Below are 25,718 nucleotides of genomic sequence, written 5' to 3' on the forward strand. Positions count from 1 at the left end.
AAGACGCGCGTCGGCAATCGGAAAGGCGGATGCTCCCTACAGCCACCTTTTGCCGTCGCCGCGCAGGAAATAGACGAGATCGAGCACGACGGAGGGCCTGGCGAGCGACGTCAGGATCATGTGGACCTGCCCGCGGTGGTGGGTCTGGTGGTTGAAAACATGGGCAAGCACCGGCCCGAGCGGCTGGGTGATCACCGTCGAACTGCTGATCGGGCTGTAGGTGAAGGAAGCGGCAAGCTTGCCCTCATCCAGCGTGTCGATCCAGTTGATGATCCTCTGGTCCTCTGCAATCCGGGCCTCCCGCAGTGCGGCGAAATCCTCGTGAAGGATCGTGTCCAGCGCCGTCGGCGCCTCGCCGCTGCCCGTCACCCGCTTCATCCAGATCCGGTCCGCGCACAACAGGTGGTTCAGCGTCCGGTGCGCCGAGCCGAAGAAGGCACCCTGGTCGGCGCGGTATTCTTCGTTGGTCAAATCGGCGCAGGCCTTGTAGACGAGCGCATTGGCCCAGCGGTTGTAGTCGGCAAACATCTGGAAATGGCGGCGCATCGGCGAGTCTCCTGTTGGCATGGCCGATCTTAGCTGCCAAGACTCCGCTTGGGTGTGATCCGATCCATGAAATTTGCTGATTGGATCTTGGACATTCAGGCCGCCACAATGGCGGATCAACAAGCTTCGGGAGCTGCCAATGACGCGTGTCCTCTATTCCCTCTGCGGCAAGGATGAGAGCCGGCCGTTTTCGCCGCACTGCTGGAAGGTCTCGCTGGCGCTTGCCCACAAGGGGCTGGATTTCGTCGAGCGCCCTTACCCCTTCACGGCCATTCCGGGCATCGAGGACGGGTTTTCGAAGACCGTGCCGATCCTCCGCGACGGCGACCGCCTGGTCCGCGACAGCTTCGACATCGCGCTCTATCTGGATGAAGCCTATCCCGATCGCCCGACGCTGTTCGGCGGCGAGGGCGGCAAGGCGCTGTCGCGGTTTGTCGAGAGCTTTTCGCAGATGATCCTGCATATGCCGGTGACGAAGATGGCGATCATGCACATCCACGACCTGCTCGACGAGAAGGATCAGGTCTATTTCCGAAGCAGCCGGCTCGAGCGCATGGGAAAGCCGATCGAGGAGGTCGCCGCGGAAGGCGAGGCCGAACGGGCAGCCTTCGCCGCCAGGCTCGAACCCGTCCGCCGCACGCTGCATTTCCAGCCGTTCCTCGGTGGTGACGGCCCGTTGTTTGCCGATTACATCCTGTTCGGCGCGCTGCAGTGGATGCGGGTGACCGCCGGGCCGCCGCCGCTTGCGCAGGACGACGCCGTGATGCAGTGGTTTGAGCGTTGCCTCGACCTCTATGATGGCCTCGGTCGCCGTGTGACAGCGGCGTGAAATTGCCGAAACCCCCTTGTTTCCAGTGCAGTGGGCGGGTAAACACCGCCCACTTTCTCTGAAAACAAGGAACTGAACGATGGCGATTGAACGCACGTTTTCGATGATCAAGCCGGATGCCACCAAGCGCAACCTCACGGGCGCCATCACCAAGATGCTGGAAGACGCAGGCCTGCGCGTCGTCGCTTCCAAGCGCGTCTGGATGAGCCAGCGCGAAGCCGAAGGCTTCTACGCCGTCCACAAGGACCGTCCTTTCTTCGGCGAACTCGTCGAAGGCATGACCTCCGGCCCGACCGTCGTCCAGGTTCTGGAAGGCGAGAACGCCATCCTGAAGAACCGCGAGATCATGGGCGCCACCAACCCGGCCAATGCCGACGAGGGCACCATCCGCAAGACCCACGCTCTCTCCATCGGCGAGAACTCGGTCCACGGTTCGGACGCTCCCGAAACCGCTGCCGAAGAAATCAAGTACTGGTTCTCCGACACCGAAATCGTCGGCTGATACGTCCATAGATGTTGAATGAAAAAGCCGGGGCTCGCGCTCCGGCTTTTTTCATGTCTGCAGCACGGCAGGCGCCTTACGTCCGCCACTTCTCCCGCGCCCGGTCGTCGGCATCCTTCGCCGCCACCCAGTCTCCGGACGAGCCGTCGGCAAGGTGCTCCTTCTTCCAGAAGGGGGCGGAGGTCTTCAGGTAGTCCATCATGAAGCTGGCGCCGTCGAAGGCGGCCTGACGGTGGGGTGCGGCAGCAATCACCAGGACGATGTTCTCTCCGGGAAGGATCTTGCCGAAGCGGTGGATCGCCGCAAGCCCGATCAGTGAAAATCGTTTAATGGCCAGATCGGCGATGCGCCGCATCTCCGCCTCGGCCATCCCCGGATAATGTTCCAGTTCGAGCGCGGTGAGGCTACCCTGTTCGTCGCGGCAGAGCCCGGTGAACGTCACCACGGCGCCGATGTCCAGGCGGCCTTTGGCAAGGGCGTCGATCTCCGCCTGCAGGTCGAAATCCTGCGCCTGCACGCGAATGGTCGGGCCCGGGTTCATCCGCCCGTCATCGGCGGAAAGATGCCGATCTCGCGCGCGCCCTTGATGGCCTCATGGTGCTCCACATGCTCCTGGTTGACGGCGACCCGGATCACCTCCGGATACTGCAGCGCCGCCTCATATTCGTCCCCCAGCGTCTTCAGGTAGACGAGCAGTTCGCGCACCGTCTTGACGTCGTCCGGAAGTTCCATCTCCTCTTCCGGCTTGCCGATGCGTTCGCGCACCCAGGCGAAATAGACGAGCTTCACGGTCATTCCGCCTCCACCATGTGCTTGAGGCCGGCCCGGAAGTAGTCATAGCCGGAGTAGATCGTCAGCAGGGCTGCGATCCAGAGGAGCGTGATGCCCATTTCGGTCGTGTAGGGCAGCACCTTGTCGCCGGCGGGACCGGCCAGCAGGAAGGCGATCGCCACCATCTGGATCGTCGTCTTCCATTTGGCAATGCGGGTCACCGGCACCGCCACCTTCAGCGCGGCCAGGTATTCGCGCAGGCCGGAGACGAGGATTTCGCGGCACAGGATCACGATCGCCGCCCAGATCGACCAGCCCGCGATCGTGCCGTCCGCCGCCATCAGCAACAGCACGGAGGCGATCAGCAGCTTGTCGGCGATCGGGTCGAGCATCCGCCCGATGTTCGACGTCTGGTTCCAGATGCGGGCGAGATAACCGTCAAGATAGTCCGTGATCGAGGCGACGACGAAGATCGCCAGTCCCGTCCAGCGCGCAAAGTCGGAGCTCTCGAGCTTTCCCTCGACGAAGAAGCACAAGACGATGATCGGTACGGCGACGATGCGCGCGTAGGTCAGCAGATTGGGAATATTGTATGCGCGCGAAGCCATATCGGGACCTGTTATTCAATTCTGCTTAGTTGAGCCTTCAGACCCGAGGCGTCAACACCACGGCAGACAATTACCGGATCCTGCCGCCTCAGCCGGACTGGTTTTCGTGGAAGTGATGGTAGATTTGCTTGGCCACGGCCTCCGAGATACCCTCCACCGCCATCAGATCGTTCAGCCCGGCGCGGGAGACGGCCTTGGCTGTCCCGAAGTGCTGCAGAAGCTTGCGCTTGCGCCCGGGGCCGATGCCGGAAATCTCGTCGAGCGGATTGCGGACCATCTCCTTCTTGCGGCGCGCCCGGTGCGAGCCGATCGCGAAGCGGTGGGCCTCGTCGCGCAGCCGCTGCACGAAATAGAGCACCGGATCGCGGGGCGGCAGCGAGAAGTCGCTGCGTCCATCGGCGAAGAACCGCTCGCGCCCGGCGTCGCGGTCGACACCCTTGGCGACGCCGATCGCGGTAACGACGTCGCGGATCCCCAGTTCGTCGAGGATCGTCCGCACGGCCGTCATCTGCCCCTGGCCGCCGTCGATCAGGATCACGTCGGGCCAGGCGGGGAAGGGGGCGTCGGCGGCATCCTCTGCCGGCGCCTGCGATCGGTCCGGCCTGCCTTCTTCCTTGAGGAGGCGGCTGAAGCGGCGGGTCATCACCTCGCGCATCATCCCGAAGTCGTCGCCGGGGGTGATCTCCGTCGATTTGATGTTGAACTTGCGGTACTGGCTCTTCACGAGGCCTTCCGGCCCCGCCACCACCATGCCGCCGACGGCATTGGTGCCCATGATGTGCGAGTTGTCGTAGATCTCGATCCGGCGCGGCACGTAAGAGAGGCCGAAGGTCTCGGCAAAGCCCTGCAGCAGCCGTCCCTGCGACGCCGTCTCCGCCAGCTTTCGCCCATGCGCCTCGCGGGCATTGCCCAGCACGTGATCCACGAGATCCCGTTTCTCGCCCCGCTGGGGAACGAGGATCGTCACCTTGTGGGTCGCCTTCTCCGAAAGCGCCAGGGCCAGCAGGCCCTGCTCCTCGACGGCCTCGGACAGCAGGATCTGCTTCGGCACCGGCTTGTCGTCGTAGAACTGCGCCAGGAAGGCGTTCAGCACCTCGGCGCCGGTCATCTGCGGGTCCGCCTTCGGGAAATAGGCGCGGTTGCCCCAGTTCTGGCCGGTCCGGAAGAAGAAGACCTGGATGCAGGTCAGCCCGCCGTCGTGATGGATGGCGAACACGTCCGCCTCGTCGACGCCGGCCGGATTGATGCCCTGATGGCTCTGCACGTGGCTGAGCGAAGCCAGGCGGTCGCGGTAGATCGCGGCGCGCTCGAAATCGAGGTCCTCGGACGCCTCCGCCATCTGCCGGGCAATCGCAGACTTGACGTTCTGGCTCTTGCCGGAGAGGAAATCCTTCGCCTCGCCGACGAGTTCGGCATAGCCCTCGTCGCTGATCTCATGGGTGCAGGGGCCGGAGCAGCGCTTGATCTGGTAGAGCAGGCAGGGGCGGGTGCGGGTCTCGAAGACGCTGTCGGTGCAGGTCCGAAGCAGGAAGGCCCGCTGCAGCGAATTGATGGTCCGCCCGACGGCACTTGCCGAGGCGAAGGGGCCGAAGTAGTCGCCCTTGCGGGCGCGGGCGCCGCGGTGCTTGAAGATGGCGGGTGCCCGGTGGTCGCCGGTGATCAGGATGTAGGGAAACGACTTGTCGTCGCGCAGCAGCACGTTGAAGCGCGGCCGCAGGCGCTTGATGAGGTTGGCCTCCAGCAGCAGCGCCTCGGTCTCCGTCCGCGTCGTGACGAATTCCATGTGGGTCGTGTCGCGCACCATGCGCGAGAGCCGGTTGGAATGCACCCGGCCCTGGGCATAGTTGCCGACGCGCTTCTTCAGGCTGCGCGCCTTGCCGACATACATGACGTCGCCGGCCTCGTTGAACATGCGGTAGACGCCCGGCGCGTTCGGCAGGTGCTTGACGAATTCGGCGATCAGGTCCGCACCCTTCAGCCCGCTTTCGTTCTTCCACCCTTCTCTCCAGTCGATCCCGAGCGCGCGCTCGATCTCCGGGACGACCGGCAGGCCTTCGTCCTCGTCGTCTTCCGTTTCGTCGTAGAGAACGCCGCCATCCGGCAGCTTCGCTGAATTCATTCCGTCCTCTTTGCCCGTTTCCGTCAGCGGCGGTGCGCGAAGTCCGCGCTGCAGCGCTCACGGTGCGGGCCTCGAATCGCATCCTGGTGAATGCCCTAGAGGTAGTGCGTCGGAAGCTTCAATGAAAGAAGCGACCCACCGCCATTCTCGCCGCTTGTCTCCCGCGCAGCGATCCTGCCGCCGATCCCCGAGACGCTTGGTTAAGGTTTCGCTAATCGGTCCGGCTGCGAAGGGCGGCTTTGACGAAATTTGCCGCCCGATTGGCTCGAACTGAAATTATGGTTAAAAAACATTATGTTGCGGCGATGCAACATCACCCTTTCGCCATTCGCGGGCCACAATCAATTCACATTTCGGCTCTCTCCTGTCCTCAATTGCACACCATCTTCGCCATCAGCGGACAGGGAGCCGACGCAACATTCCCGTTGCGACACAGTCCCTGCAAAGCAAAAGGAGATTTTAAATGCGGACCTTTATCGCAACCCTGCTGGCTTCGGCCGCCACGCTCACCGCCTTCTCGGCTGCCAACGCTGCCGATGCGGTTGACCAGATCCCACAGGCACCTGTTGCCTACGAGCAGCCGGCGCCGGTTTCGGACTGGAGCGGCTTCTACCTCGGTGCCTATGGTGCCTACGACAAGGGCCGGTTCGACGGTTCCGACCGTGACGGCGCCTTCGGTGGCGGTGCCTACGGCGGTTACAACATGCAGAGCGGCAAGATCGTCTACGGTGTCGAAGCCGACATCGGCAAGAACGGCGAAGAAGGTGTTGTCGCTCCCGGCGTCACCGGTGAAGCCGGCCTGAACGGTTCGGCCCGCGCTCGCGTCGGTTACGACCTCAACCCCTTCCTGATCTACGGTACGGCCGGTGTGGCCCTGCAGGACAACGAACTGTCCGACGCCACCTCGTCCGACAGCAAGACGGCGGTCGGCTACACGGTCGGCGCCGGTGCGGAAGCCCTGGTTACCGACAACATCACGGCGCGTGTTGAATATCGCTACACCGACTTCGGCAGCGACACCTACAACCTCAACTCCGGCCCGGTCTCGAGCGGTTACGACGACCACAGCGTCAAGGTCGGCGTCGGCGTCAAGTTCTGATCCCTGATCGAACCCGTCAAGGAAATGCCGGTGACCTTGGTCACCGGCATTTTTCGTTTCAGGCGCTTGCCTTCAGTTCGGCATAGTCCGGAAATCGCTTCAGGAAGGCCTCCGGCCATTGCGCCAGGTCCGGCCGGCCATCGCGCCAGTTCTTGTCGTCGAAGCGGAGATCCAGATAGCTCAGCACCGCCGCCAGCGCGAAATGGCCGCCGTGAAGCTTCTTGCCGGTCTTCGGCAGATGGCCGTTCAGGTGGTCGAGCGCCCGGCTGACCTTGTCCCACTGTTTGTCGAGCCAGGGCTGGTGCACCTTGTCCTCGGGACGGCTGCGTTTCTCGTTCATGATCGCCAGCAGGCTGTCCATCATGCCGTCGCAGAGCGCCTCCAGCACCTCGACGTCGGTGCGCTTCGGCTCCTTCTTCGGATAGAGCATCCCGCCCGACAGCCGGTCGAGGTAGTGCATGATGGCGACGCTGTCGTAGATCGGCGGCTCGCCGTCGCGCAGCAGCGTCGGGATCTTGCCGAGCGGGTTGTTGGTCAGGAGTTCCGGCGGATTGTCGCCCGTGGCGGTGACCACGGTCTGGAGGTCGATGCCGGCCTGGCGGGCTGCCATGCGCACCTTGGCGGCATAGGGGGAGGCGGGGGAATAGAGAAGCTTCATGGATGTTTCCTTGGATGGTGATCTTGTTCAGTTGACCGGCGGCAGCTCGACGCGGTCGAGCCGGCAGCCGCGGCGGTCCACTTCCGCGCAGTCGCGGAACTGCAGGTCCTTGGTCAGGCAGATCCGTACCTCCTCCAGCAGCCGTCCCTCGCAGCTGGCGGCAATGCCGCCTGCGCTCATGCCGGGATTGGCCGTGACGAAGGCCGTCTCGATGTCCGCCGCCGAGAGCGTCAGCCGGTTTTCACCCTCGGCGAGCGCGGCCGGGATGACGACGCGCTCGAAGGCCGCCCGGGTCTGAGAGAGATAGTCGGACTGGCTGAGCCCGCTGCAGCTTCCGTGCTTGCGCCACTGGTGGCCGATCAGCCCCATCGACGGCATGATGTCGACCATTGCCTCTCCGAGTGCCTGGGGCACCCGCTGCGGCTCGCGGCTCGGGCAGAATTCCGGATAGCTCTGCTCGCGCTGCGGCCAGAGCCCATGCACGACGAAAGCATAATCGCCCTCGCCATCGCATTGTTGTGAACTACGTTCTCCCTGCGGAGATGCGCAGTAGGTGGGCGACCAGGAGAGGGAAAGGACATAGAAATCGAAGCCGGACGACTGCCCGAATGCGGCACCGGTCGATGCGGCAAGGCACAAGGCAGCAAAAACGACCCTGAAAGGTTGATACCTCAATCTATAGCCTCCAATGTAGGCGAGTCGGCGAACGCCCTGCAGTCGCTGATATGCTTTGGAGGAGCGAAGATCGGCAAGACGGAATGACCCTGAAGAAATATCTCTGGCCCGTGGTGGGCGCGGCGACGATAGCTGTTTGCGGCTGGCTTCTCTACAAGGAACTGCGTGGACTTTCGCTGGATGACGTCTGGGACAGCCTGATGGCGATTTCCGCCATGCACTGGCTGCTTGCGGGCGCGTCGACACTGGTCGCCTATGCCGCGCTCGCCGGCTACGACCGCATTGCGCTCATGCAGCTCGGCAAGAACGTGAACCTGTGGTTCATCACGGTCTCGTCCTTCACCACCTATGCACTGTCCCACAATGTCGGCGCCTCGGTTATCTCCGGCGGGGTGGTGCGCTACAGGGCCTATTCCTCCAAGGGATTGAGCGCCCGCGAAATCGGTGGACTGATCGCCCTCTGCTCCTTCACCTTCATCCTTGGGACGCTGGTGCTGGCCGGGCTGGTGCTGGTCCTGAAGCCTCACATCATCGAGCGGTTCGGCGACGGCTTCGCCATCAGCGCCTCATCCGCCACGGGATACCTGATCCTGGCGCTTGTTGCCCTCTACGTCGCCGCAAGCTTTCTGCGCCTGCCGCCGGTCACGATCGGCGGGACGCAGCTCACCTATCCGTCGCCCCGTTTCGTCCTGTCGCAGCTGATCATCGGCCCGCTCGAGCTGATCGGCGCCGCCGGCATCATCTATTTCGCGCTGCCCGAGGTGGGCAATCCCGGCTTCGTCGTCGTCCTCGGGATCTTCCTCGTGTCCTTCTCCGCCGCCCTGATCTCCCACGCGCCGGGTGGTCTCGGCGTTCTGGAACTGGTCTTCGTCATGGGACTGCCGGACATGGACCCGGCCGACGTGATCGCCGCGCTGCTGGTCTTCCGGCTTTTCTACCTGCTGATCCCGTTCGCCATCGCGCTCGGAGTGATCTTCGTGTTCGAGCGGACCCAGTTCCGGGCCACTCAGTCCTCGGAAGAATCCTGATCGACTTCCTCGCCGCGCAGCCAGAAGGCGCGCTGCGAGGCAAATCGATCCCGGGCCATGGCCTCCTTGAGGACAGGCAGCATCACGTGCAGTTCCTCCTTCAGCGTGAAGGGCGGATTGACGATGACGAGCCCCGATCCGTTCAGGCCTTCCGTCTCGCGGTCGCTGCAGACCGTCAGTTCGGTGCAGAGCATCTTCGGGATGTCGAGCGCCTGCAGTGCTTGGTGGAAGGCCTTGATCGGCGCAGTCTTCTTCAAGGGGTACCACAGGCAGTAGGTGCCGCCGGGGAAGCGGCGGTAGGCATTGGCCAGGCCGCTGACCAGGTGCTCGTATTCGCCTTCCGCCTCGAACGGCGGATCGACGAGCACGATGCCGCGCTTTTCCTTCGGCGGCAGATGGGCGCCGAGCGCCAGCCAGCCGTCGAGCTCCGTCACCCGCACCTGGTAGTCGCCCTCGAACAGCCGGGAAAGCCGGTTGTAGTCGTCCGGATGCAGCTCCATGGCCGACAGGCGGTCCTGCGGGCGAAACAGCATCCGCGCCAGCTTCGGCGAGCCGGGGTACAGCTTCAGGTCGGGGCCCGGGTTGAGTTCGCGGATGGCGGAAAGGTAGGGCGCCAGCAGCTCGGCTGCCTTGGGCGGCAGCTCGGCGGCCATCAGCCGCCCGATGCCGTCACGCCATTCGCCGGTCTTCTGCGCCTCCTCGGAGGACAGGTCGTAGAGGCCGATCCCGGCATGCGTGTCGAGCATCCGGAAAGCCTTGTCCTTCTTCTGCATGTAGACGACGAGACGCGAAAGCACCGCATGCTTGAGCACGTCGGCGAAATTGCCCGCATGGTAGATGTGCCGATAGTTCATGCCTGCTTCTGCCCCGGATGAATTAAATTGATGCACTGCAGATCACGCTTTTTGCAGCCTTCACCTTCGCATATAGAAAACCCATGAACCTTGCGACCCCGATCACGGCGAAAGCTGCCTCGAATGTCTCCCGTGTCGGCCATACGGTCTGCCCGCACGATTGCCCGTCCGCCTGCGCGCTCGATGTCGACCTGACGGCAGAGGGCCGCATCGGCCGTGTTCGCGGCTCCAGCGAGAACACTTATACCGCAGGCGTGATCTGCGCCAAGGTCGCCCGCTACACGGAACGCCTCTACCATCCGCGACGGCTGCTCACGCCCCGACGCCGTATCGGCGCCAAGGGCGAGGGCGCCTGGCTGGAAATTTCCTGGAACGACGCGCTCGACGAGATCGCCGAGGCCTTCGTGAAGGCGGAAGCCCGGCACGGCTCCGAAGCGGTCTGGCCCTATTTCTACGCCGGCACCATGGGCCAGGTGCAGCGCGACTCCATTGAGCGGTTGCGGCATGCGAAGAAATACTCCGGCTTCTTCGGCTCCATCTGCACCAACATGGCCTGGACCGGCTACGTCATGGGAACCGGCGCCCTGCGCGGCCCCGATCCGCGCGAGATGGCCAAGTCCGACTGCGTCGTCATCTGGGGCACCAATGCGGTCTCCACCCAGATCAACGTGATGACCCATGCGGTGAAGGCCCGCAAAGAACGCGGCGCGAAGATCGTCGTCGTCGACATCTACGACAATCCGACGATGAAGCAGGCCGACATGGGCCTCATCCTGAAGCCCGGCACCGATGCGGCACTCGCCTGCGCCGTCATGCACATCGCCTTCCGCGACGGCTATGCCGACCGCGACTATATGGACCGCTTCGCCGATGATCCGGCCGGCCTCGAGGCGCATCTGCGCACGAAGACGCCGGAATGGGCGTCGGCCATCACCGGGCTCTCCGTCGAAGAGATCGAGGCCTTTGCCCGCCTCGTCGGAACGACGCCGAAAACCTTCTTCCGCCTCGGCTACGGCTTTGCCCGTCAGCGCAACGGCACCGTCTCGATGCATGCCGCGCTCTCCATCTCCACGGTGCTGGGCTCCTGGCAGCACGAGGGCGGCGGCGCCTTCCACAACAACGGCGACATCTTCCGCCTGAACAAGGCCGAGCTGATGGGCACGGCCTATGCCGACCCGGACATCCGCATGCTCGACCAGTCGCAGATCGGCCGCGTGCTGACCGGCAACGCCGAGGCGCTGCGCCATCGCGGGCCGGTGACGGCGCTGCTGATCCAGAACACCAACCCGATGAACGTCGCGCCCGAGCAGCGCCTGGTGAAGCAGGGCTTCCAGCGCGACGACCTGTTCGTCGCCGTGCACGAGCAGTTCATGACCGAAACGGCGGAAATCGCCGATATCGTCCTGCCGGCGACGATGTTCGTCGAGCATGACGACCTCTACCGCGCCGGCGGCCAGAACCATATCCTGCTCGGCCCGAAGCTCGTTGAACCACCGGAAACGGTGCGCACCAACCTCTTCGTCATCGAGGAACTGGCGAGACGCCTCGGCGTCTCCGACTACCCCGGCTTCGGTCTGTCCGAGCGCGAGCACATCGACGGCATGCTCGCCGCCAGCGGCTGGCCGGGTTATGAGACGCTGGCGCTTGAGCGCTGGATCGATGCGCAGCCGGATTTCGAGACGGCCCATTATCTGAAGGGCTTCGGCTACCCGGACGGCCGCTTCCGCTTCAGCCCCGACTGGGCCAACGGCCCGTCGCCCAATCGTCCACCCAAGAGCATCGGCGCCATGGGCCCGGTGGCCGAGCTGCCGCAGTTTCCCGATTACGTCGAGGTGATCGAGGTTGCCGATGCCGAGCATCCGTTCCGCCTCGCCACGTCTCCGGCGCGCAGCTTCCTGAACTCCACCTTCGCCGAGACGCCAAGCTCCGTGCAAAAGGAAGGCCGCCCCGAAGTCATGGTCGAGCCCTCCGATGCCGCCGCTCTGGGCATCGTCGATGGCGACGTCGTCCGGCTCGGCAATAGCCGCGGCGAGATCCGCCTGCATGCGCGTATCGTGTCCGGCGCCCGGCCCGGCGTGCTGATCGCCGAGGGCCTGTGGCCGAACAAGGCGCATCTTGATGGCGAGGGCATCAATGTCCTGACCGGCGGCGATGCCGTGGCTCCCTACGGCGGCGCCGCCTTCCACGACAACCACGTCTGGCTGCGCAAGGATAGCGAATGACGAAACTCGAAAATGCCACGGTCGAGATCGTCGAGGACAGGACGCTTTCGGACAACTGGTACCACCTGCGCAAGGTCACCTTCGACTACACCGGCTCCGGCGGCCAGACGAACCGGCTGGAGCGTGAGGTCTATGATCGCGGCAATGGCGCCACCATCCTTCTGTTCGACCCGCAGCGGCAGGTGGTCATCCTCGTCAGGCAGTTCCGCATGCCGGCCTATGTCAACGGCCATTCCGGCTGGCTGATCGAGACGCCGGCCGGCCTCCTGGACGGCGACCACCCGGAGGAGGCGATCCGCCGGGAGGCGGTCGAGGAAACGGGCTATGAGGTCCGCCACGTCCGCTTTCTCTTCGAATGCTTCATGTCCCCCGGCGCCGTCACCGAGCGGGTGCATTTCTTCTATGCGCCCGTCGACATCACCCACAGGGTCAACGACGGCGGCGGGCTCGACGAGGAGCACGAGGACATCGAGGTCCTGGAAATCCCGCTTGACGAGGCGCTTGCCATGATTGGCACCGGCGAGATCTGCGACGGCAAGACGATCATGCTGTTGCAATGGGCCGCTCTGAACCGCGCAACGCTGTCGGCATAAATCAGGGCGCCTGCCCGAACAGCGGCACGTGCTCGCGCCTGGCTGCCTCCGAAAGCTTCCGGTCAAGCGTCGCCAGCGGCAAGTTCTGCTCCACCGCCAGCGCCAGATAGGCGGCATCATAGGCCGTCAGGCCATGGCGCTCGGCGAGTGTGAGGATCAGCGCGTTGTTAGCGGTCGCCGACGTGGTCACACGAAGCTGCTCCAGCCGATGCATCGAGCGCCAAACTTCTTCAAGGGAGAGCCTGTGGCGACGATAGGAGATCGTCAGCACGTTTCACATCTCGTGCCAGAAAAGATCCGGTACGACTGCGGTGTCGTTCTTCAGCTGTCTCAACGCTTCGTCTGCGGTATCGCTGACTTCATCCGGTAGGAACCAGACGACTGCGACCGAGGCGTCGACAACGAAACCCTCTATCGGCGTCCGATCTGCTTCCACTCCGCGATCTCTTGCTGGGTCACCGGCTTGCGGCCGCTACGTTCGCGGATGATGGTTTCGATCAGTTCTGCTCTGGTATCGATCTGCGCGACTGCAGACATCCTTGCAATCGGCGTGTTGTTGCGGGTGAGGACCACATCCTCTCCCGCTTCCACCTTCGCCAGCAGTTCAGTGAGATCGGCATCGCCGACATTGACAGTGATCGTCATCGCTCTGCTCCACCTATGCGGTGAAGCATAATCTGGCGGCGAAGCACAATCAATCGATCCGGTCAGAGGCCGGCGGAAACGAGCCGCTGGTCCGCAAGGCGCTGATCCGTGGCGGGCAGCGAGACAACCCTGCCATCCTCCATCCGCAGCGTGCCTTCGGCCACGAGCTTCAGCGCCAGCGGATAAAGCTTGTGCTCGACGCCGAGCAGGCGCGCGGCCAGCGTCTCGGCGGTATCGGTGCCGAGCACGGGAACGGCCGCCTGCGCGATGATCGGTCCTTCATCCATGCCCTCGGTCACGAAGTGCACGGTGCACCCGGCTATCTTCATCCCGGCGTCGATGGCGCGCTGGTGTGTATGCAGGCCGGCAAACAGAGGCAGCAGGGAAGGGTGGATGTTGAGGATGCGGCCGTCGTAGCGGCCGATGAAGGCGCCCGAGATCAGCCGCATGTAGCCTGCAAGGCAGAGGATGTCCGGCTGCAGTTCGTCGAGCGCGGCAAGGATTGCGGCCTCGTGCTCCGCCTTGCCGTCATAGTTTTTCCGTTCGAAGGCGAAGGTCGGAATGCCGCGGGCTTTTGCTTTCGCCAGCCCGGCGGCCTCAGCCTTGTCGGAAAAGACAGCGACGATTTCGGCCGGAAATTCGGGCGCGGCGCAGGCATCCGCCAGCGCCAGCATGTTGGAGCCGCCGCCCGAGATGAAGACGACGACGCGCTTGGCATTCCCCTTGGCCGGCGTGGCTGTCATAGGGCGAGCGTACCCTGGTAGATCGTGCCGGCGCCGCCCTCGGGACGGGCGACCATGCGGCCGAGCGGGACCACGACTTCGCCCTCGGCCGTCAGGATATCGGTGACCGCCTGGACATTCTCCGGGGCGACGACCGCGATCATGCCGATGCCGCAGTTGAAGGTGCGCAGCATTTCCTTGGCTTCCACACCCCCGGTCTTTGCCAGCCAGGAGAAGACCGGCGGCACGGGGATGGAGTCGAGATCGATCTCGGCCGCGAGGTTCTCAGGCAGTACCCGCGGGATGTTTTCCGGGAAACCACCGCCGGTGATGTGGGCCAGCGCCTTGATGGCACCGGTGTCCCGGATCGCCTTCAGGAGCGCCTTCACATAGATGCGGGTCGGCGTCAGCAGTGCCTCGCCCAGCGTCTTGCCTTCGGCAAACGGGGCCGCGTCTTCCCACTGCAGGCGGGAGACGGCGACGATCTTGCGCACCAGCGAATAGCCGTTGGAATGCACGCCAGAGGAGGTGAGGCCGAGGATAAGGTCGCCCTCGGCAATATCGCCGACGGGCAGGAGCTGGCCGCGTTCGGCGGCTCCAACGGCAAACCCGGCGAGATCGTAGTCGCCGCCGGCATACATGCCCGGCATCTCGGCGGTCTCGCCACCGATCAGCGCACAGCCGGCCTGGCGGCAGCCCGCAGCAATGCCCTGGACGATGGCCGCACCCTGGTCGGGGTCGAGCTTCCCGGTCGCAAAATAGTCGAGGAAGAACAGCGGCTCGGCGCCCTGGACCACGAGGTCGTTGACGCACATGGCCACGAGGTCGATGCCGACGGTATCGTGCCGGTCGGCGTCGATGGCGATCTTGAGCTTGGTGCCGACGCCGTCATTGGCGGCCACCAGCACCGGATCCGTGAAGCCCGCGGCGCGCAGGTCGAACAGGCCGCCGAAGCCGCCGATCTCGCCGTCGGCGCCGGGACGGCGCGTTGAGCGGACGGCGGGCTTGATCTTCTCGACCATCAGGTTGCCCGCATCGATGTCGACGCCGGCATCGCTATAGGTGAGGCCATTCTTGCCCGTCTCGCTCATCGCCTGTCTCCGCTCGCTCTGGTGTCACGCGCCATTGCACGGGACGCCGCTTTATGCAAGCGCTCGGCCACGGCTTTGCCCGGTCACACACAGGCGGCTGCGGTCATGCACAGGCACAAGGCGCCCGCACTTGACCTTCGCCACGCTGCCAGCCTATCGGTGTCGCAGGCTTGGCCATCATCGGGAAATGCAGGGATGCCATATCACATCAGCGGCGCCAGCCTTCGGCGCCATCTCCTGTTCTGGTTCGCCGCGCTGGTGGTCTTCATCATCTTTCTGTGGGCCTTCCGGTCGATCCTTCTGCCCTTCGTGGCCGGCATGGCGCTTGCCTACTTCCTCGATCCGATCGCCGACTGGTTGGAGCGGCGCGGCCTGAGCCGCATGATGGCGACGGTGGTGATCCTCGTCTGCTTCGTGCTCATCTTCGCGCTCTCGCTGGTGATCGTCATCCCGATCATCGTCGGCCAGTTGAACCAGTTCGCCCTGGCGCTTCCCGGCTACGTCACCCAGTTGCAGGCGCTGGTCGCAAGCCCGGACGCCTTCCTTCCGGACTGGCTGAGCGCGCAGATCGAAACCGTCAAGCAGAACTTCTCCGATGTCATGTCGGAGGGAGCCGGCTTCATCGGTGGCCTGATCAAGCAGATCTGGGCATCCGGCAAGACGCTCCTCGACGTCGTCTCGCTTCTGGTGGTGACGCCGGTCGTCGCCTTCTACATCCTGCTCGACTGGGACAAGATGGTTGCCAAGGTCGACAGCTGGATCCCCCGCGACCAGACGGTCACCGTCCGCCGGCTCGCCCGTGAAATGGACGCGGTGATTGCGGGCTTCGTGCGCGGGCAGGGGTCGATCTGCCTCATCCTCGGGATCTTCTATGCACTCGGCCTGTCGCTCATCGGGCTGAACTTCGGCCTGCTCATCGGCTTCGTCGCCGGCATGATCAGCTTCATCCCCTATATCGGCTCCTTCATCGGGCTGATCCTCTCGGTCGGTGTCGCACTCGTGCAGTTCTGGCCGGACTATACCTGGATCATCGCAACGGCCGCGGTCTTCTTTGCCGGTCAGTTCATCGAGGGCAATATCCTGCAGCCGAAGCTGATGGGCTCGCGCATCGGGCTGCACCCGGTCTGGCTGATGTTCGCGCTGTTTGCCTTCGGCGCCATGTTCGGCTTCGTCGGTCTGCTGATTGCCGTGCCGGCTGCCGCCGTCGTCGGCGTGCTTGTCCGCTTTGCCCTGTCGCGCTATCTTCAGAGCGATCTCTACTATGGCCAGGCTGCCGCCCCGTTGCCGTGGCAGGATATGCCGCCTCCGGCACTGGAGCAGTCTCAGGACGGCGAATGAAAGACATCCCCGATCAGGACCGGCGGCGCCAGGAACAGTTGCCGCTTGCATTCCCCTATGACGCAGCCACCGGTCGCGACGATCTGCTCGTGTCGGCGCGCCTGGGCGCGGCCGTGTCGATCGTCGACCAGTGGCCACACTGGCCGTCTCCGGTCGTGATCCTCGCCGGCCCCGTCGGCTCGGGCAAGTCGCATCTGGCGGCGATCTGGCGCGAGCGCAGCGGCGCGGCGAGCATCCATCCCAAGGCCGGCTCCGGTGCCGCTGTCCTGGCCGCCGAAGGCCCGGTGCTGTTCGAGGATGCCGATCGCCGCGGCTTCGACGACGCGGAACTCTTCCACGTCATCAACAGCGTGCGGGAAAACGGCCACAGCCTGCTGATCACCGCCCGCCTCTGGCCGATGTCCTGGCCGGTGACGCTGCCCGACCTCCGTTCGCGCCTCAAGGCGGCGACGGTGGTGGAAATCGGCGAGCCGGACGAGGAACTGCTGGCGCAGGTGATCGTCAAGCTGTTTGCCGATCGGCAGCTTTACATAGATGACAAGCTTGTCGGCTATATCGTCCATCGTATGGAGCGCTCGCTCGCCGCGGCCCAGACCGTCGTCGAGCGTCTCGACCGTCTGGCGCTGGCGCGGGGCACCAGGATTACCCGCCATCTTGCTGCGGAGGTCCTGAACGAGGTCGGGAATCCGGACGAGGGTGGTTGACTGTCATAGTTCGGTCGCCAAACTGTAATACTTGCGGGCAAGTGAATGGGGGTTGAGCGATGGATTTGACGACGGGTACCAACAGCGAGGACACGGAAGCGGCGGCCTTCGACGAGATGATGTCGAGCCCGGACCGCTTCATCAACCGCGAGTTCTCCTGGCTCCAGTTCAACCGGCGGGTGCTCGAGGAGACGCTCAACACGGCCCATCCCTTGTTGGAGCGGGTCCGCTTCCTGTCGATCTCTGCCGCCAACCTCGATGAATTCTTCATGGTCCGGGTCGCCGGTCTCGAGGGCCAGGTGCGTCAGGGCATCGCCGTCCGCAGTCCCGACGGCAAGACGCCGGCCGAGCAGCTCGACAGCATCCTTCAGGAAATCGACAACCTGCAGATGGAGCAGCAGGCTTCGCTTGCGGTTCTGCAGCAGTATCTGGCGCAGGAGGACATCCTCATCGTCAGGCCGGCGGCGCTGTCTGCCGAAGACCGCACATGGCTTGCCAATTCCTTCGACGACGATCTCTTCCCGATCCTGACGCCGCTCGCCATCGATCCGGCCCACCCGTTCCCCTTCATCCCGAACCTCGGCTTCTCGATCGTCCTGCAACTGCACAGCCTTCATGGGCGCGAGCCGATGACCGGTCTCCTGCGCCTGCCGCCGACGCTCGATCGCTTCATCCGTCTGCCCGATGAAGGCGTCACGATCCGCTACATCACGCTCGAAGACGTGGTCGGCATGTTCACCCAGCGCCTGTTCCCGGGCTACCAGGTCACCGGTGCCGGCACGTTCCGGCTGATCCGCGACAGTGATATCGAGGTCGAGGAAGAGGCGGAAGATCTGGTCCGCTTCTTCGAGACCGCCCTGAAGCGGCGGCGCCGCGGCAAGGTCATCCGCATCGAGACCGACAGCGAGATGCCTCCGGAGCTGCGGCAGTTCGTGGTGCAGGAGCTTGGCGTGCCGGACAACCGCGTCGCGGTTCTGCCGGGCCTGCTGGCCCTCAACACCCTCTCGGAAATCACGAAGGCGCCGCGCGAGGATTTGCGCTTCGAGCCGTACAATGCCCGATTTCCCGAACGGGTCCGGGAACACGCCGGCGACTGCTTCGCGGCGATCCGCGAAAAGGACATGGTGGTCCATCATCCCTATGAGAGCTTTGACGTGGTGGTGCAGTTCCTGCTCCAGGCGGCGCGCGATCCGGAAGTTCTGGCGATCAAGCAGACGCTCTACCGCACGTCGAACGACAGCCCGATCGTCCGGGCGCTGATCGATGCTGCCGAACTGGGCAAGTCGGTAACCGCCCTGGTGGAGCTGAAGGCCCGTTTCGACGAGGAGGCCAACATCCGCTGGGCGCGCGATCTGGAGCGGGCCGGCGTCCAGGTGGTCTTCGGCTTCATCGAGCTGAAGACGCATGCCAAGATGTCCATGGTGGTGCGCCGCGAGGAAGGCAAGCTGAGGACCTACTGCCACCTCGGCACCGGCAACTACCATCCGATCACCGCCAAGATCTACACCGACGTGTCCTTCTTCACCTGCAATCCGAAGATCGCCCACGACATGGCGAATGTCTTCAATTTCATCACCGGCTATGGCGAGCCGGAAGACAGCATGAAGCTTGCCGTCTCGCCCTATACCCTGCGTCCGCGCATCCTCCGCCATATCGAGGAGGAGATTGTGCATGCGAAGGAAGGGCGTCCTGCGGCGATCTGGATGAAGATGAATTCGCTGGTCGATCCGGAGATCATCGATTCGCTCTATCGCGCCAGCCGCGCCGGCGTCGACGTCGATCTGGTCATCCGGGGCATCTGCTGCCTGCGCCCGCAGGTGCCGGGCCTTTCCGACAACATCCGCGTCAAGTCCATCGTCGGCCGCTTCCTGGAGCACAGCCGCATCTTCTGCTTCGGCAATGGCCACGGCCTGCCGTCCGAGCACGCGCTGGTCTACATCGGCTCGGCCGACATGATGCCGCGCAATCTCGACCGTCGTGTCGAGACACTGGTGCCGCTTCTCAACCCGACTGTGCACGAGCAGTTGCTGTCGCAGATCATGCTCGGCAACCTGATTGACAATCAGCAGAGCTACGAGATATTGCCCGACGGCACGTCACGGCGCATCGAAGTGCGTCCTGGCGAGGAACCATTCAACACGCAACAGTATTTCATGACCAATCCGAGCCTTTCGGGCCGCGGCGAAGCTCTGAAATCGAGTGCGCCGAAACTCATTGCTGGCGTCATGTCAGGGCGCAAGAAATAGGCAGTATGGTACGATCTGAAGCCCAGGGGCGGTTGCCCGGTATCGCACCGGTCTCCGTCGTCGATATCGGCTCCAACTCCGTCCGTCTCGTGATCTACGAAGGCTTGTCGCGCGCGCCGGCCATGCTGTTCAACGAGAAGGTGCTCTGCGGCCTCGGCAAGGGCCTCGCGTCCACCGGACGCATGGAGACGACGGCCGTGGAGCGTGCGCTGAATGCGCTGAAGCGCTTCCGTGCTCTCTCCGCGCAGGCGCGCGCCAGCGAGATCTATGTGCTCGCCACCGCCGCCGCCCGCGAGGCCTCCAACGGGTCGAAGTTCATTCGCGACGCCGAAAAGATCATCGGCCGCAGGGTGCAGGTCCTGACCGGCGAGGAAGAGGCGCTGTATTCCGCCTATGGGGTCATCAGCGGCTTCCATGAACCGGACGGCATTGCCGGAGATCTCGGCGGCGGCTCGCTGGAACTGATCGACGTTCAGGGCGAGAAGATCGGTCGCGGCATCACGCTGCCGCTCGGCGGCCTGCGCCTGTCTGAGACCTCGGGACAATCGCTCGAAAAGGCCCGCGCGCTGGCCAACGAGCATGTCGCCCGGGCCACGTTCCTCAAGAACGGCGAGGGCCGGACCTTCTATGCGGTCGGCGGCACCTGGCGCAACATCGCCAAGCTGCACATGGAGATGACCGACTATCCGCTGCACATGATGCAGGGATACAAGCTCGGCCTCGACGAGATGCTGACCTTCCTGGACACGGTCATCGAGGGCAAGGACACGAAGCATCCCGCCTGGCAGGCCGTCTCCAAGAACCGCCGCACCCTTCTGCCGTTCGGTGCCGTCGCGATGCAGGAGGTCCTGCAGGTGATGAGGCCGTCCTATGTGACCTTCTCAGCCCAGGGCGTGCGCGAGGGCTATCTCTATTCGCTGCTTACGGACGAGGAAAAGGCGGTCGACCCCCTGCTGCTCGCCGCCGACCAGTTGGCGATCCTGCGGGCGCGCTCCCCCGAGCATGCCCGCGAACTGGCCGCCTGGACAGGCCGCATGGTGCCGCTCTTTGATGTCAACGAGAGCGAGGAGGAAAGCCGCTACCGGCAGGCCGCCTGCCTGCTCGCCGACATCAGCTGGCGCGCCCACCCCGATTACCGCGGCGCCCAGGCGCTCAACCTGATCGCCCATTCGTCGCTCGTCGGCATTACCCATCCGGGCCGCGCCTATCTGGCGCTGGCCAATTACTACCGCTTCGAAGGCCTGCAGGACGACAGTGCATCGAACAATTTCGCCTCGATCACCACGCCGCGGCTGGTGGAGCTCGCCAAGCTTCTGGGCGGCATCCTGCGGGTGCTCTACCTCTTCTCCGCGTCCATGCCGGGGATCATCAACAGCCTCGCCTTCCGCCCCGCGATCTCTCCGGACCTCGATCTGGAGTTCGTGGTGCCGCATGAGCACGCCGGCTTCGCCGGAGAGCGCCTGGACGGCCGGCTGCAGCAGCTCGCCAAGCTGACCGGAAAGCGCCTGGCGTTCCGGTTCGAGTAGATGGTGAAGTTCCTCTCCCCGCGAGCGGGGAGAGGGTGAGGGGCAGCAGCCCCCGCCTTACTTCGCAGCCAGGAACTCGCCCACTTCCAGCAGCACGAATTCGTTGTCGTCCGCCTTGTCGAGCGCGCGACCGGCCGAGAACGGCAGGTTGTTGTCGTTGCCGACGACGATATGCGTCGGATCGACGACATCGACGTTCTCGATCGTCACGAACGGCATCGTATAGCCGCCTTCGCTGCCGCCCTGGCGGGCAATACCCTGCGGGTCCTTGATCGCCATCAGGTCGATGTACCCGATCTTGCGCACGGCCTGATCAACGTTTTCGTCGGTCATCTCGATCTTGTAGATCCGCTTGTGCTTGGCTGGCGTCGCAAAGCAGGTCGGTTCCGGCTTCTTCGGATCGGCGCAGGCCCGGTCGGCATTGCCGGCGCCATTGTCGCGCTCGATCACCAGCGCCGTCGTCTCGTCGACCATGTTGAAGTCGCCGATCGCCTCGCCGCCTTCCGACAGCGGGTAGAGCCAGGAACGGCCGGTCCAGGCCTTGCCGGCCGTATCGAACTCGACGATGCGCAGCGCCGTCATGCCGTCGGCCGTCTTCTCCACGGTGCCGTCTTCCTTGTAGAGCGGGCCTTCGAGCAGGCCGTAGAGCTTGGTGCCGTCCTTCGACATCGCAAGGCCTTCGTAGCCGCCCGAGCGCTTCAGGTTGAAGCTCGGCATCTTGGCCGTCGGGTTGGCCGGCACGACGAGCGTCGCATTGTCCGGCGACTTCACCTCGGTCTCGCCGGCCTTGGTGGCGATCACGTCGGTGAGCTTGCCGTCGGTGGTGAACTTCAGGAGATAGGGGCCGAACTCTTCACCGACCCAGAAGCCGTCATCGACCGGCTGGATGGATTCCACGTCGAAGTCGGCGCCGGTGAGGTAGCGGTTGTCGCTGCCTTCGAGCACGATCGGGAAGGGCGCCTTCTTGTCCGGATCCGACAGGAACACGGTGTTCAGCCGCTCGACGGTGCCGGCCTCCCAGTCAAAGCGGATGTTGTGCAGCATCAGCGCCGCGTCGCTGGAGTTCGTCTTCGAGCCGAAGCCGTTGTCGGAAAGGCTCCAGAAGCTGCCGTCCGGCATCGTCTTGATGCCGGAAAAACCCTGCAGCGGCTGGCCGTCGAAGGGCAGCGACAGGCCGGTGGGGCGCACGCCGTCCTTGCCCGGCACGGTCCCGAGGCCATCCGCACGCTTGCGGTCGGCGGTCGAGAACTTGCCGGAGGTCTTCAGATGCGCCGGTGCATCTTCCGGAGCGGGAATGATGGTGTTTGCCGGCAGGATCGCATGCGACACCAGCGTGGCGGGAAAAGTCTTTTCTTGGGCAAAGGCCTGGCCGGCCAGAAGCGCGGCGATGGCAACAGACGCGAGCAATGGTCTCATCATGGGAGCCCCCAGTAAGAGGTTGAAACTCTCTCTCACTAGGGGTCATCCGTGACGCCGGATTGACGGCTCCGCGAAGCTTCCGTGACGCCTATTCTCGCTTCGTCAGTCGGCGTCGCCGGTCAGCGTCACGGCTTCCACCTTGCGGTCGACGAAGCGCAGTGCCACCCCGCCGGAGATCAGCTGCAGCGCCGTGTCGCCGAACAGCTCGCGGCGCCAGCCGTGGAGGGCGGCAACCTCGGCCATCTCGCCCTCGGCGGCGATCTTTTCCAGATCGTCGGTATTGGCGATCACCTTGGCGGCGACGCCCTCGCGGTCGGAGATCAGCTTCAGCAGCACCTTGAGGAGTTCGACGGCCGCACCCGTGCCTTCCGGCGAACGGGAGGATTTCGGCGCATGCGGCATCTCCGCCTTCGGAAGCGCCAGCGCCGCATTCACCGCCTCGATCACGCCGGTGCCGGAAGAGGAGCGCTCCCAGCCCTTCGGCACGGTCCGCAGCCGCGACAGCGCCTCGGTGTCCTTCGGTTGTTGCTGGGCGATCTCGTAGATCGCGTCGTCCTTCAGCACCCGCGACCGCGGCACGTTGCGGCTGCGCGCCTCGCGCTCGCGCCAGGCGGCGACGAACTTCAGGATCGCCAGTTCCTGCGGCTTGCGCAGGCGCGATTTGAGCCGCAGCCAGGCGTCATCCGGATGGATATCGTAGGTGCCGGGCGATTCAAGGATCGCCATCTCTTCCGTGAGCCACGAGGCGCGGCCCTCCCGTTCGAGCTGCTCCTTCAGCGACAGATAGACGTCGCGCAGATGCGTCACGTCGGCCATCGCATATTCGAGCTGCTTGTCGGACAGCGGTCGCCGGCTCCAGTCGGTGAAGCGCGAGGACTTGTCGATCTGCGCGCCGCTGATGCGCTGCACGAGCTGGTCGTAGGAGACGCTGTCGCCGAAGCCGCAGACCATGGCAGCCACCTGCGTATCGAAGATGGGATGCGGCACGAGCCCGCCCAGATGATGGATGATCTCGATGTCCTGGCGCGCCGCGTGGAAGACCTTGATCACCTTCGGGTCGGCCATCAGCGCGAAGAAGGGCGAAAGGTCCAGACCCTTGGCCAGCGGGTCGACCAGCACCTCGACGGTGGGGCTCGCCATCTGGATCAGGCAGAGCTGCGGCCAGAAGGTCGTCTCCCGCAGGAACTCCGTATCGATGGTGATGAAGTCCGATTGGGCAAGCGCCCGGCAGGCGTCCTCGAGGGCGGCAGTCGTTTCGATCATCAGTCCGGTCACAGCTAAGGGGTCAAAAGATCAGTCTTCCTTTCCCTTCCGGTCGCATATGTCAATATTGGCGCCGAAATCAGCGGTGGTCTTCGCGGTGGTCTTCCTTGTCCGGAGGTGCCGCCAGCTTGTTGAAATAGGCCGAGGTGCGCAAAAGCGCCCGGAACCGCCCCGGCCGCTCCTCCGGCGGAACCGGCGGCCGGGCCCCCATGCGCCGCACCGTGAACACGGCAAAGCCCGCGAAGATCACCGAGGTGTAGACGAAGAAGACGTCCGGCCCGTGGTATTCCAGCAGCAGCGCCGCGAGCAGCGGGCCGATGGTCGCTCCGATCGACCAGTAGAACAGCAGCCCGGCCGAAACGAGCGCATGCTGGCCCTCCCGGGCATGGTCGTTGCCATGCGCCGAGCACAGCGAATAGAGCGGCATCGAGAAGGCGCCGAACAGGAAGACGCCGATGATGTTGGCGGTCTCGCTCGACCCGGCCCCGAGCGAGAGATAGCCGCCGGTCAGGATCGAGCCGATCGTCGTCCAGAGGATCACCTTGCGCCGGTCGAGCCTGTCGGAATAGACGCCGAGCGGATACTGCAGCACCACGCCGCCGATGATCCCGGCGCTCATGAAGGTGGCGATCGAGGTGATGCTCATGCCGATCGCCTCGCCGTAGATCGGTCCGATGTTGCGGAAGGCCGCCATGGCCAGGCCGACGCAGGTGACGCCGACCACCGCCAGCGGCGAGATCCGCCACACCGCCACCGGATCGAAGCGGATCGCTTCCGGGGGCAGGGGGCTCGAGCGGTCGGCCAGCGAGATCGGCACCAGCGACAGCGTCATGGCGATCGCCACGATGCTGAAGATGACGGTCCCCTCGATCCCCGCCGCCGGGATGACGTATTGCGCCGCCGTCACCGACCCAAGATCGACGAGCCGGTAGATCGACAACGTCCGGGCGCGGTTGGCATTCGTCACCTTGGCATTGATCCAGCTCTCCACGGTCGCAAACAGGCTCGCCACCGCGATGCCGACGATGAAGCGCATCAAGAGCCAGGCGGTCGGATCGATGACGAGCGACATGGCCAGCGAACAGGAGGCGCCGATGGCGGCCATCGCGGCGAAGGTGCGGATATGGCCGATCTGCCGCAGGAGCCGCGTCACATAGATGCAACCGATCGCAAAGCCGATGCTGTAGCCCGCGCCGATCACCCCGATGATCGACGGCGAAAAGCCCTCGTAGGAGCCGCGCAGCGCAATGAAGGTGCCCTGCAACCCATTGCCGCCGATCAGGATGCCGGCGGTAATGAGCAGGGGAATGAGTGGACGGATCGCGGACATGAGATGCTTTGCAAAGGATTGTCAGGCCAGAAGGCATGGTCTCCACAAAGACAGATTCACGGCAGCTTGTCTTGCTGCATTATCATGCAGGCTCTGAGGAATTCGACCTCGCCGGCGACCGGGCCCGTCTCTAGAAGAACGGCCGTCCTGCTGCCGCCTGGGCGAACGTGCCGGCAACCACCGCCACGCAAAGTGTGCTTGCGGTGAGCAGCCCGGTGACCACGAGACGCGGCGCCAGCAGGTCGAGGGCAAGCCCGGCAATCGGCAGGGCCTGCATGATGTGGGTGGCGAAGAAATGCGGCACCCGCAGATCCCCGCCGCTGCGCGACCATCCGAGCAGGAACAGGCCGCCGGCATCGGTCCTGACGCCTCCGACCCAGTGTCCGGGACCGGCAATCTGGCCACTCCCGAGTGCCAGGGCGGTGACGAGCGTCAGCAGGCTCCCGAGAATGAGGCCCCAGGCGCCGCCCAGTTGCAGCCCGGGCAGCGCATCAGGGGCGGGTTTCAGCAGGATGTAGAGACCGACGACCAGGCTCGAGAGGACGAGCAGAACTGCGCCAAAGCCCATCAGCCCGTAGGCCAGCGCCTCGATCGGCGTCTCGGCGTTGAAATGCGACGCCCGTCCGCGCGCCGCCTGCAGCGTGATGTAGAGAATTTCGCCACTTGCGGTGATGCAGGCGACGAGACAGGCCAGCCAGACGCCCCGACCCTCCCGCGCCGTGGTTTCGATGAGCGGCAGCAGCAGCAGGACCGTTCCCAGCATCACGATCAGCGACGCCTGGAACTTCAGGGGCTTGCTCCAGACGCTGATGCCGTTGAGCAGCCGGTCGTCCAGCACCAGCGCCACCAGGCTCGGCAAGGCGAGCGCCACCTGCAGGCCGATCGCCACGACGAGCAGACGCTGGGCGCTGGTAAAGGTCATCTGCCCGG

General features: G+C 64.5%; 27 protein-coding genes. 10 read left to right on the forward strand and 17 right to left on the reverse strand.

From position 1 onward, the window contains the following. Positions 1–36: 36 nt before the first annotated feature. Positions 37–546 (reverse strand): DinB family protein, encoded by a 510-nt coding sequence (locus EO99_RS0109830; protein ID WP_029618473.1) that lies wholly within the window; start codon positions 544–546, stop codon positions 37–39. 139 nt (positions 547–685) lie between these two features. On the opposite strand from EO99_RS0109830, the gene EO99_RS0109835 reads away from it, so the two are divergent. Next, a complete protein-coding gene (locus tag EO99_RS0109835; protein WP_029618474.1) occupies positions 686–1,375 on the forward strand; it encodes a glutathione S-transferase family protein in 690 nt (229 codons plus the stop codon). A gap of 79 nt (positions 1,376–1,454) precedes the next feature. Then, on the forward strand, positions 1,455–1,877 hold the full coding sequence (gene ndk, locus EO99_RS0109840; RefSeq protein WP_029618475.1) for a nucleoside-diphosphate kinase: 423 nt from the start codon (positions 1,455–1,457) through the stop codon (positions 1,875–1,877). Between the two features lie 76 nt (positions 1,878–1,953). Here ndk and EO99_RS0109845 read toward each other — a convergent pair whose 3' ends face one another. The 4 genes from EO99_RS0109845 to uvrC form a co-directional block, all read right to left on the reverse strand. Then, positions 1,954–2,418 carry a molybdenum cofactor biosynthesis protein MoaE gene (locus EO99_RS0109845; protein WP_029618476.1) on the reverse strand — a complete coding sequence of 155 codons (465 nt, stop codon included), beginning with the start codon at positions 2,416–2,418 and terminating at the stop codon, positions 1,954–1,956. Beyond that, positions 2,415–2,672 (reverse strand): molybdopterin converting factor subunit 1, encoded by a 258-nt coding sequence (moaD, locus tag EO99_RS0109850; protein ID WP_029618477.1) that lies wholly within the window; start codon positions 2,670–2,672, stop codon positions 2,415–2,417. The genes EO99_RS0109845 and moaD overlap by 4 nt, the downstream gene beginning before the upstream one ends. Next, on the reverse strand, positions 2,669–3,256 hold the full coding sequence (pgsA, locus tag EO99_RS0109855; RefSeq protein WP_029618478.1) for a CDP-diacylglycerol--glycerol-3-phosphate 3-phosphatidyltransferase: 588 nt from the start codon (positions 3,254–3,256) through the stop codon (positions 2,669–2,671). Before pgsA ends, moaD begins: the two co-directional genes overlap by 4 nt. Positions 3,257–3,344: 88 nt before the next feature. Continuing rightward, the gene (gene uvrC, locus EO99_RS0109860; protein ID WP_029618479.1) at positions 3,345–5,375 is read right to left on the reverse strand and encodes an excinuclease ABC subunit UvrC; all 2,031 of its coding nucleotides are present in this window, start codon (positions 5,373–5,375) and stop codon (positions 3,345–3,347) included. Between the two features lie 463 nt (positions 5,376–5,838). Here uvrC and EO99_RS0109865 point away from each other — a divergent pair, with 463 nt between their 5' ends. Next, positions 5,839–6,474: an outer membrane protein gene (locus EO99_RS0109865; RefSeq protein ID WP_029618480.1), complete on the forward strand. Its 636-nt coding sequence runs from the start codon at positions 5,839–5,841 to the stop codon at positions 6,472–6,474. A 58-nt stretch (positions 6,475–6,532) separates the two neighbouring features. Here EO99_RS0109865 and EO99_RS0109870 read toward each other — a convergent pair whose 3' ends face one another. Together EO99_RS0109870 and EO99_RS0109875 are read right to left on the reverse strand one after the other, a co-directional pair. After that, positions 6,533–7,132, reverse strand: coding sequence for a glutathione S-transferase (locus EO99_RS0109870; RefSeq protein ID WP_029618481.1), 600 nt, complete (start codon positions 7,130–7,132; stop codon positions 6,533–6,535). A 27-nt stretch (positions 7,133–7,159) separates the two neighbouring features. After that, positions 7,160–7,771, reverse strand: a complete 612-nt coding sequence (locus EO99_RS0109875; protein WP_051679792.1) for a ribonuclease T2 family protein — start codon at positions 7,769–7,771, stop codon at positions 7,160–7,162. Positions 7,772–7,890: 119 nt separating this feature from the next. Between EO99_RS0109875 and EO99_RS0109880 the strand changes: the two genes are divergently transcribed. Beyond that, positions 7,891–8,835, forward strand: a complete 945-nt coding sequence (locus tag EO99_RS0109880; protein ID WP_029618483.1) for a lysylphosphatidylglycerol synthase domain-containing protein — start codon at positions 7,891–7,893, stop codon at positions 8,833–8,835. Here EO99_RS0109880 and EO99_RS0109885 read toward each other — a convergent pair. Then, positions 8,814–9,689: a 23S rRNA (adenine(2030)-N(6))-methyltransferase RlmJ gene (locus EO99_RS0109885; protein ID WP_029618484.1), complete on the reverse strand. Its 876-nt coding sequence runs from the start codon at positions 9,687–9,689 to the stop codon at positions 8,814–8,816. The genes EO99_RS0109880 and EO99_RS0109885 overlap by 22 nt on opposite strands. Positions 9,690–9,772: 83 nt before the next feature. Here EO99_RS0109885 and EO99_RS0109890 point away from each other — a divergent pair, with 83 nt between their 5' ends. Both EO99_RS0109890 and EO99_RS0109895 read left to right on the forward strand, forming a co-directional pair. After that, positions 9,773–11,911: a molybdopterin-containing oxidoreductase family protein gene (locus EO99_RS0109890; RefSeq protein WP_029618485.1), complete on the forward strand. Its 2,139-nt coding sequence runs from the start codon at positions 9,773–9,775 to the stop codon at positions 11,909–11,911. Continuing rightward, the gene (locus EO99_RS0109895) at positions 11,908–12,504 is read left to right on the forward strand and encodes an NUDIX domain-containing protein (RefSeq protein WP_029618486.1); all 597 of its coding nucleotides are present in this window, start codon (positions 11,908–11,910) and stop codon (positions 12,502–12,504) included. Before EO99_RS0109890 ends, EO99_RS0109895 begins: the two co-directional genes overlap by 4 nt. Position 12,505: 1 nt before the next feature. Here EO99_RS0109895 and EO99_RS25635 read toward each other — a convergent pair whose 3' ends face one another. The 5 genes from EO99_RS25635 to purM form a co-directional block, all read right to left on the reverse strand. After that, positions 12,506–12,775 (reverse strand): PIN domain-containing protein, encoded by a 270-nt coding sequence (locus EO99_RS25635; protein ID WP_235776799.1) that lies wholly within the window; start codon positions 12,773–12,775, stop codon positions 12,506–12,508. A gap of 3 nt (positions 12,776–12,778) precedes the next feature. Continuing rightward, on the reverse strand, positions 12,779–12,940 hold the full coding sequence (locus EO99_RS28195) for a type II toxin-antitoxin system VapC family toxin (RefSeq protein ID WP_235776800.1): 162 nt from the start codon (positions 12,938–12,940) through the stop codon (positions 12,779–12,781). After that, on the reverse strand, positions 12,916–13,149 hold the full coding sequence (locus tag EO99_RS0109905) for a type II toxin-antitoxin system Phd/YefM family antitoxin (protein WP_029618487.1): 234 nt from the start codon (positions 13,147–13,149) through the stop codon (positions 12,916–12,918). The genes EO99_RS28195 and EO99_RS0109905 overlap by 25 nt, the downstream gene beginning before the upstream one ends. A 62-nt stretch (positions 13,150–13,211) precedes the next feature. Further along, positions 13,212–13,892, reverse strand: a complete 681-nt coding sequence (purN, locus tag EO99_RS0109910) for a phosphoribosylglycinamide formyltransferase (RefSeq protein WP_029618488.1) — start codon at positions 13,890–13,892, stop codon at positions 13,212–13,214. Then, positions 13,889–14,962: a phosphoribosylformylglycinamidine cyclo-ligase gene (gene purM / locus EO99_RS0109915; RefSeq protein WP_029618489.1), complete on the reverse strand. Its 1,074-nt coding sequence runs from the start codon at positions 14,960–14,962 to the stop codon at positions 13,889–13,891. Before purM ends, purN begins: the two co-directional genes overlap by 4 nt. A gap of 195 nt (positions 14,963–15,157) precedes the next feature. On the opposite strand from purM, the gene EO99_RS0109920 reads away from it, so the two are divergent. From EO99_RS0109920 to ppx, 4 genes are read left to right on the forward strand one after another with little or no spacing between them, the layout of a single operon-like run. Next, positions 15,158–16,300, forward strand: a complete 1,143-nt coding sequence (locus EO99_RS0109920) for an AI-2E family transporter (protein ID WP_029618490.1) — start codon at positions 15,158–15,160, stop codon at positions 16,298–16,300. Then, complete coding sequence (gene hdaA, locus EO99_RS0109925; protein ID WP_029618491.1) at positions 16,297–17,004, forward strand: DnaA regulatory inactivator HdaA; 708 nt, start codon at positions 16,297–16,299, stop codon at positions 17,002–17,004. Before EO99_RS0109920 ends, hdaA begins: the two co-directional genes overlap by 4 nt. A gap of 59 nt (positions 17,005–17,063) precedes the next feature. After that, the gene (locus tag EO99_RS0109930) at positions 17,064–19,250 is read left to right on the forward strand and encodes an RNA degradosome polyphosphate kinase (protein WP_029618492.1); all 2,187 of its coding nucleotides are present in this window, start codon (positions 17,064–17,066) and stop codon (positions 19,248–19,250) included. Positions 19,251–19,255: 5 nt separating this feature from the next. Then, entirely contained in the window at positions 19,256–20,776 is a 1,521-nt protein-coding gene (gene ppx / locus EO99_RS0109935; protein WP_029618493.1) for an exopolyphosphatase, read from the forward strand. 57 nt (positions 20,777–20,833) lie between these two features. On the opposite strand, the gene EO99_RS0109940 is transcribed toward ppx, so the two are convergent. The 4 genes from EO99_RS0109940 to EO99_RS0109960 all read right to left on the reverse strand — a co-directional run bounded on the left by EO99_RS0109940 (position 20,834) and on the right by EO99_RS0109960 (position 25,710). After that, positions 20,834–22,195 carry an esterase-like activity of phytase family protein gene (locus EO99_RS0109940; protein ID WP_029618494.1) on the reverse strand — a complete coding sequence of 454 codons (1,362 nt, stop codon included), beginning with the start codon at positions 22,193–22,195 and terminating at the stop codon, positions 20,834–20,836. 102 nt (positions 22,196–22,297) lie between these two features. Further along, the gene (rnd, locus tag EO99_RS0109945) at positions 22,298–23,458 is read right to left on the reverse strand and encodes a ribonuclease D (RefSeq protein ID WP_029618495.1); all 1,161 of its coding nucleotides are present in this window, start codon (positions 23,456–23,458) and stop codon (positions 22,298–22,300) included. Between the two features lie 79 nt (positions 23,459–23,537). Beyond that, on the reverse strand, positions 23,538–24,788 hold the full coding sequence (locus tag EO99_RS0109950; RefSeq protein ID WP_029618496.1) for an MFS transporter: 1,251 nt from the start codon (positions 24,786–24,788) through the stop codon (positions 23,538–23,540). A 130-nt stretch (positions 24,789–24,918) separates the two neighbouring features. Beyond that, positions 24,919–25,710, reverse strand: coding sequence for a hypothetical protein (locus EO99_RS0109960; protein WP_156034702.1), 792 nt, complete (start codon positions 25,708–25,710; stop codon positions 24,919–24,921). Positions 25,711–25,718: the final 8 nt, after the last annotated feature.

This window comes from Pseudorhizobium marinum, assembly GCF_000705355.1.
GTDB classification, from domain to species: Bacteria; Pseudomonadota; Alphaproteobacteria; order Rhizobiales; family Rhizobiaceae; genus Neorhizobium; species Neorhizobium pelagicum.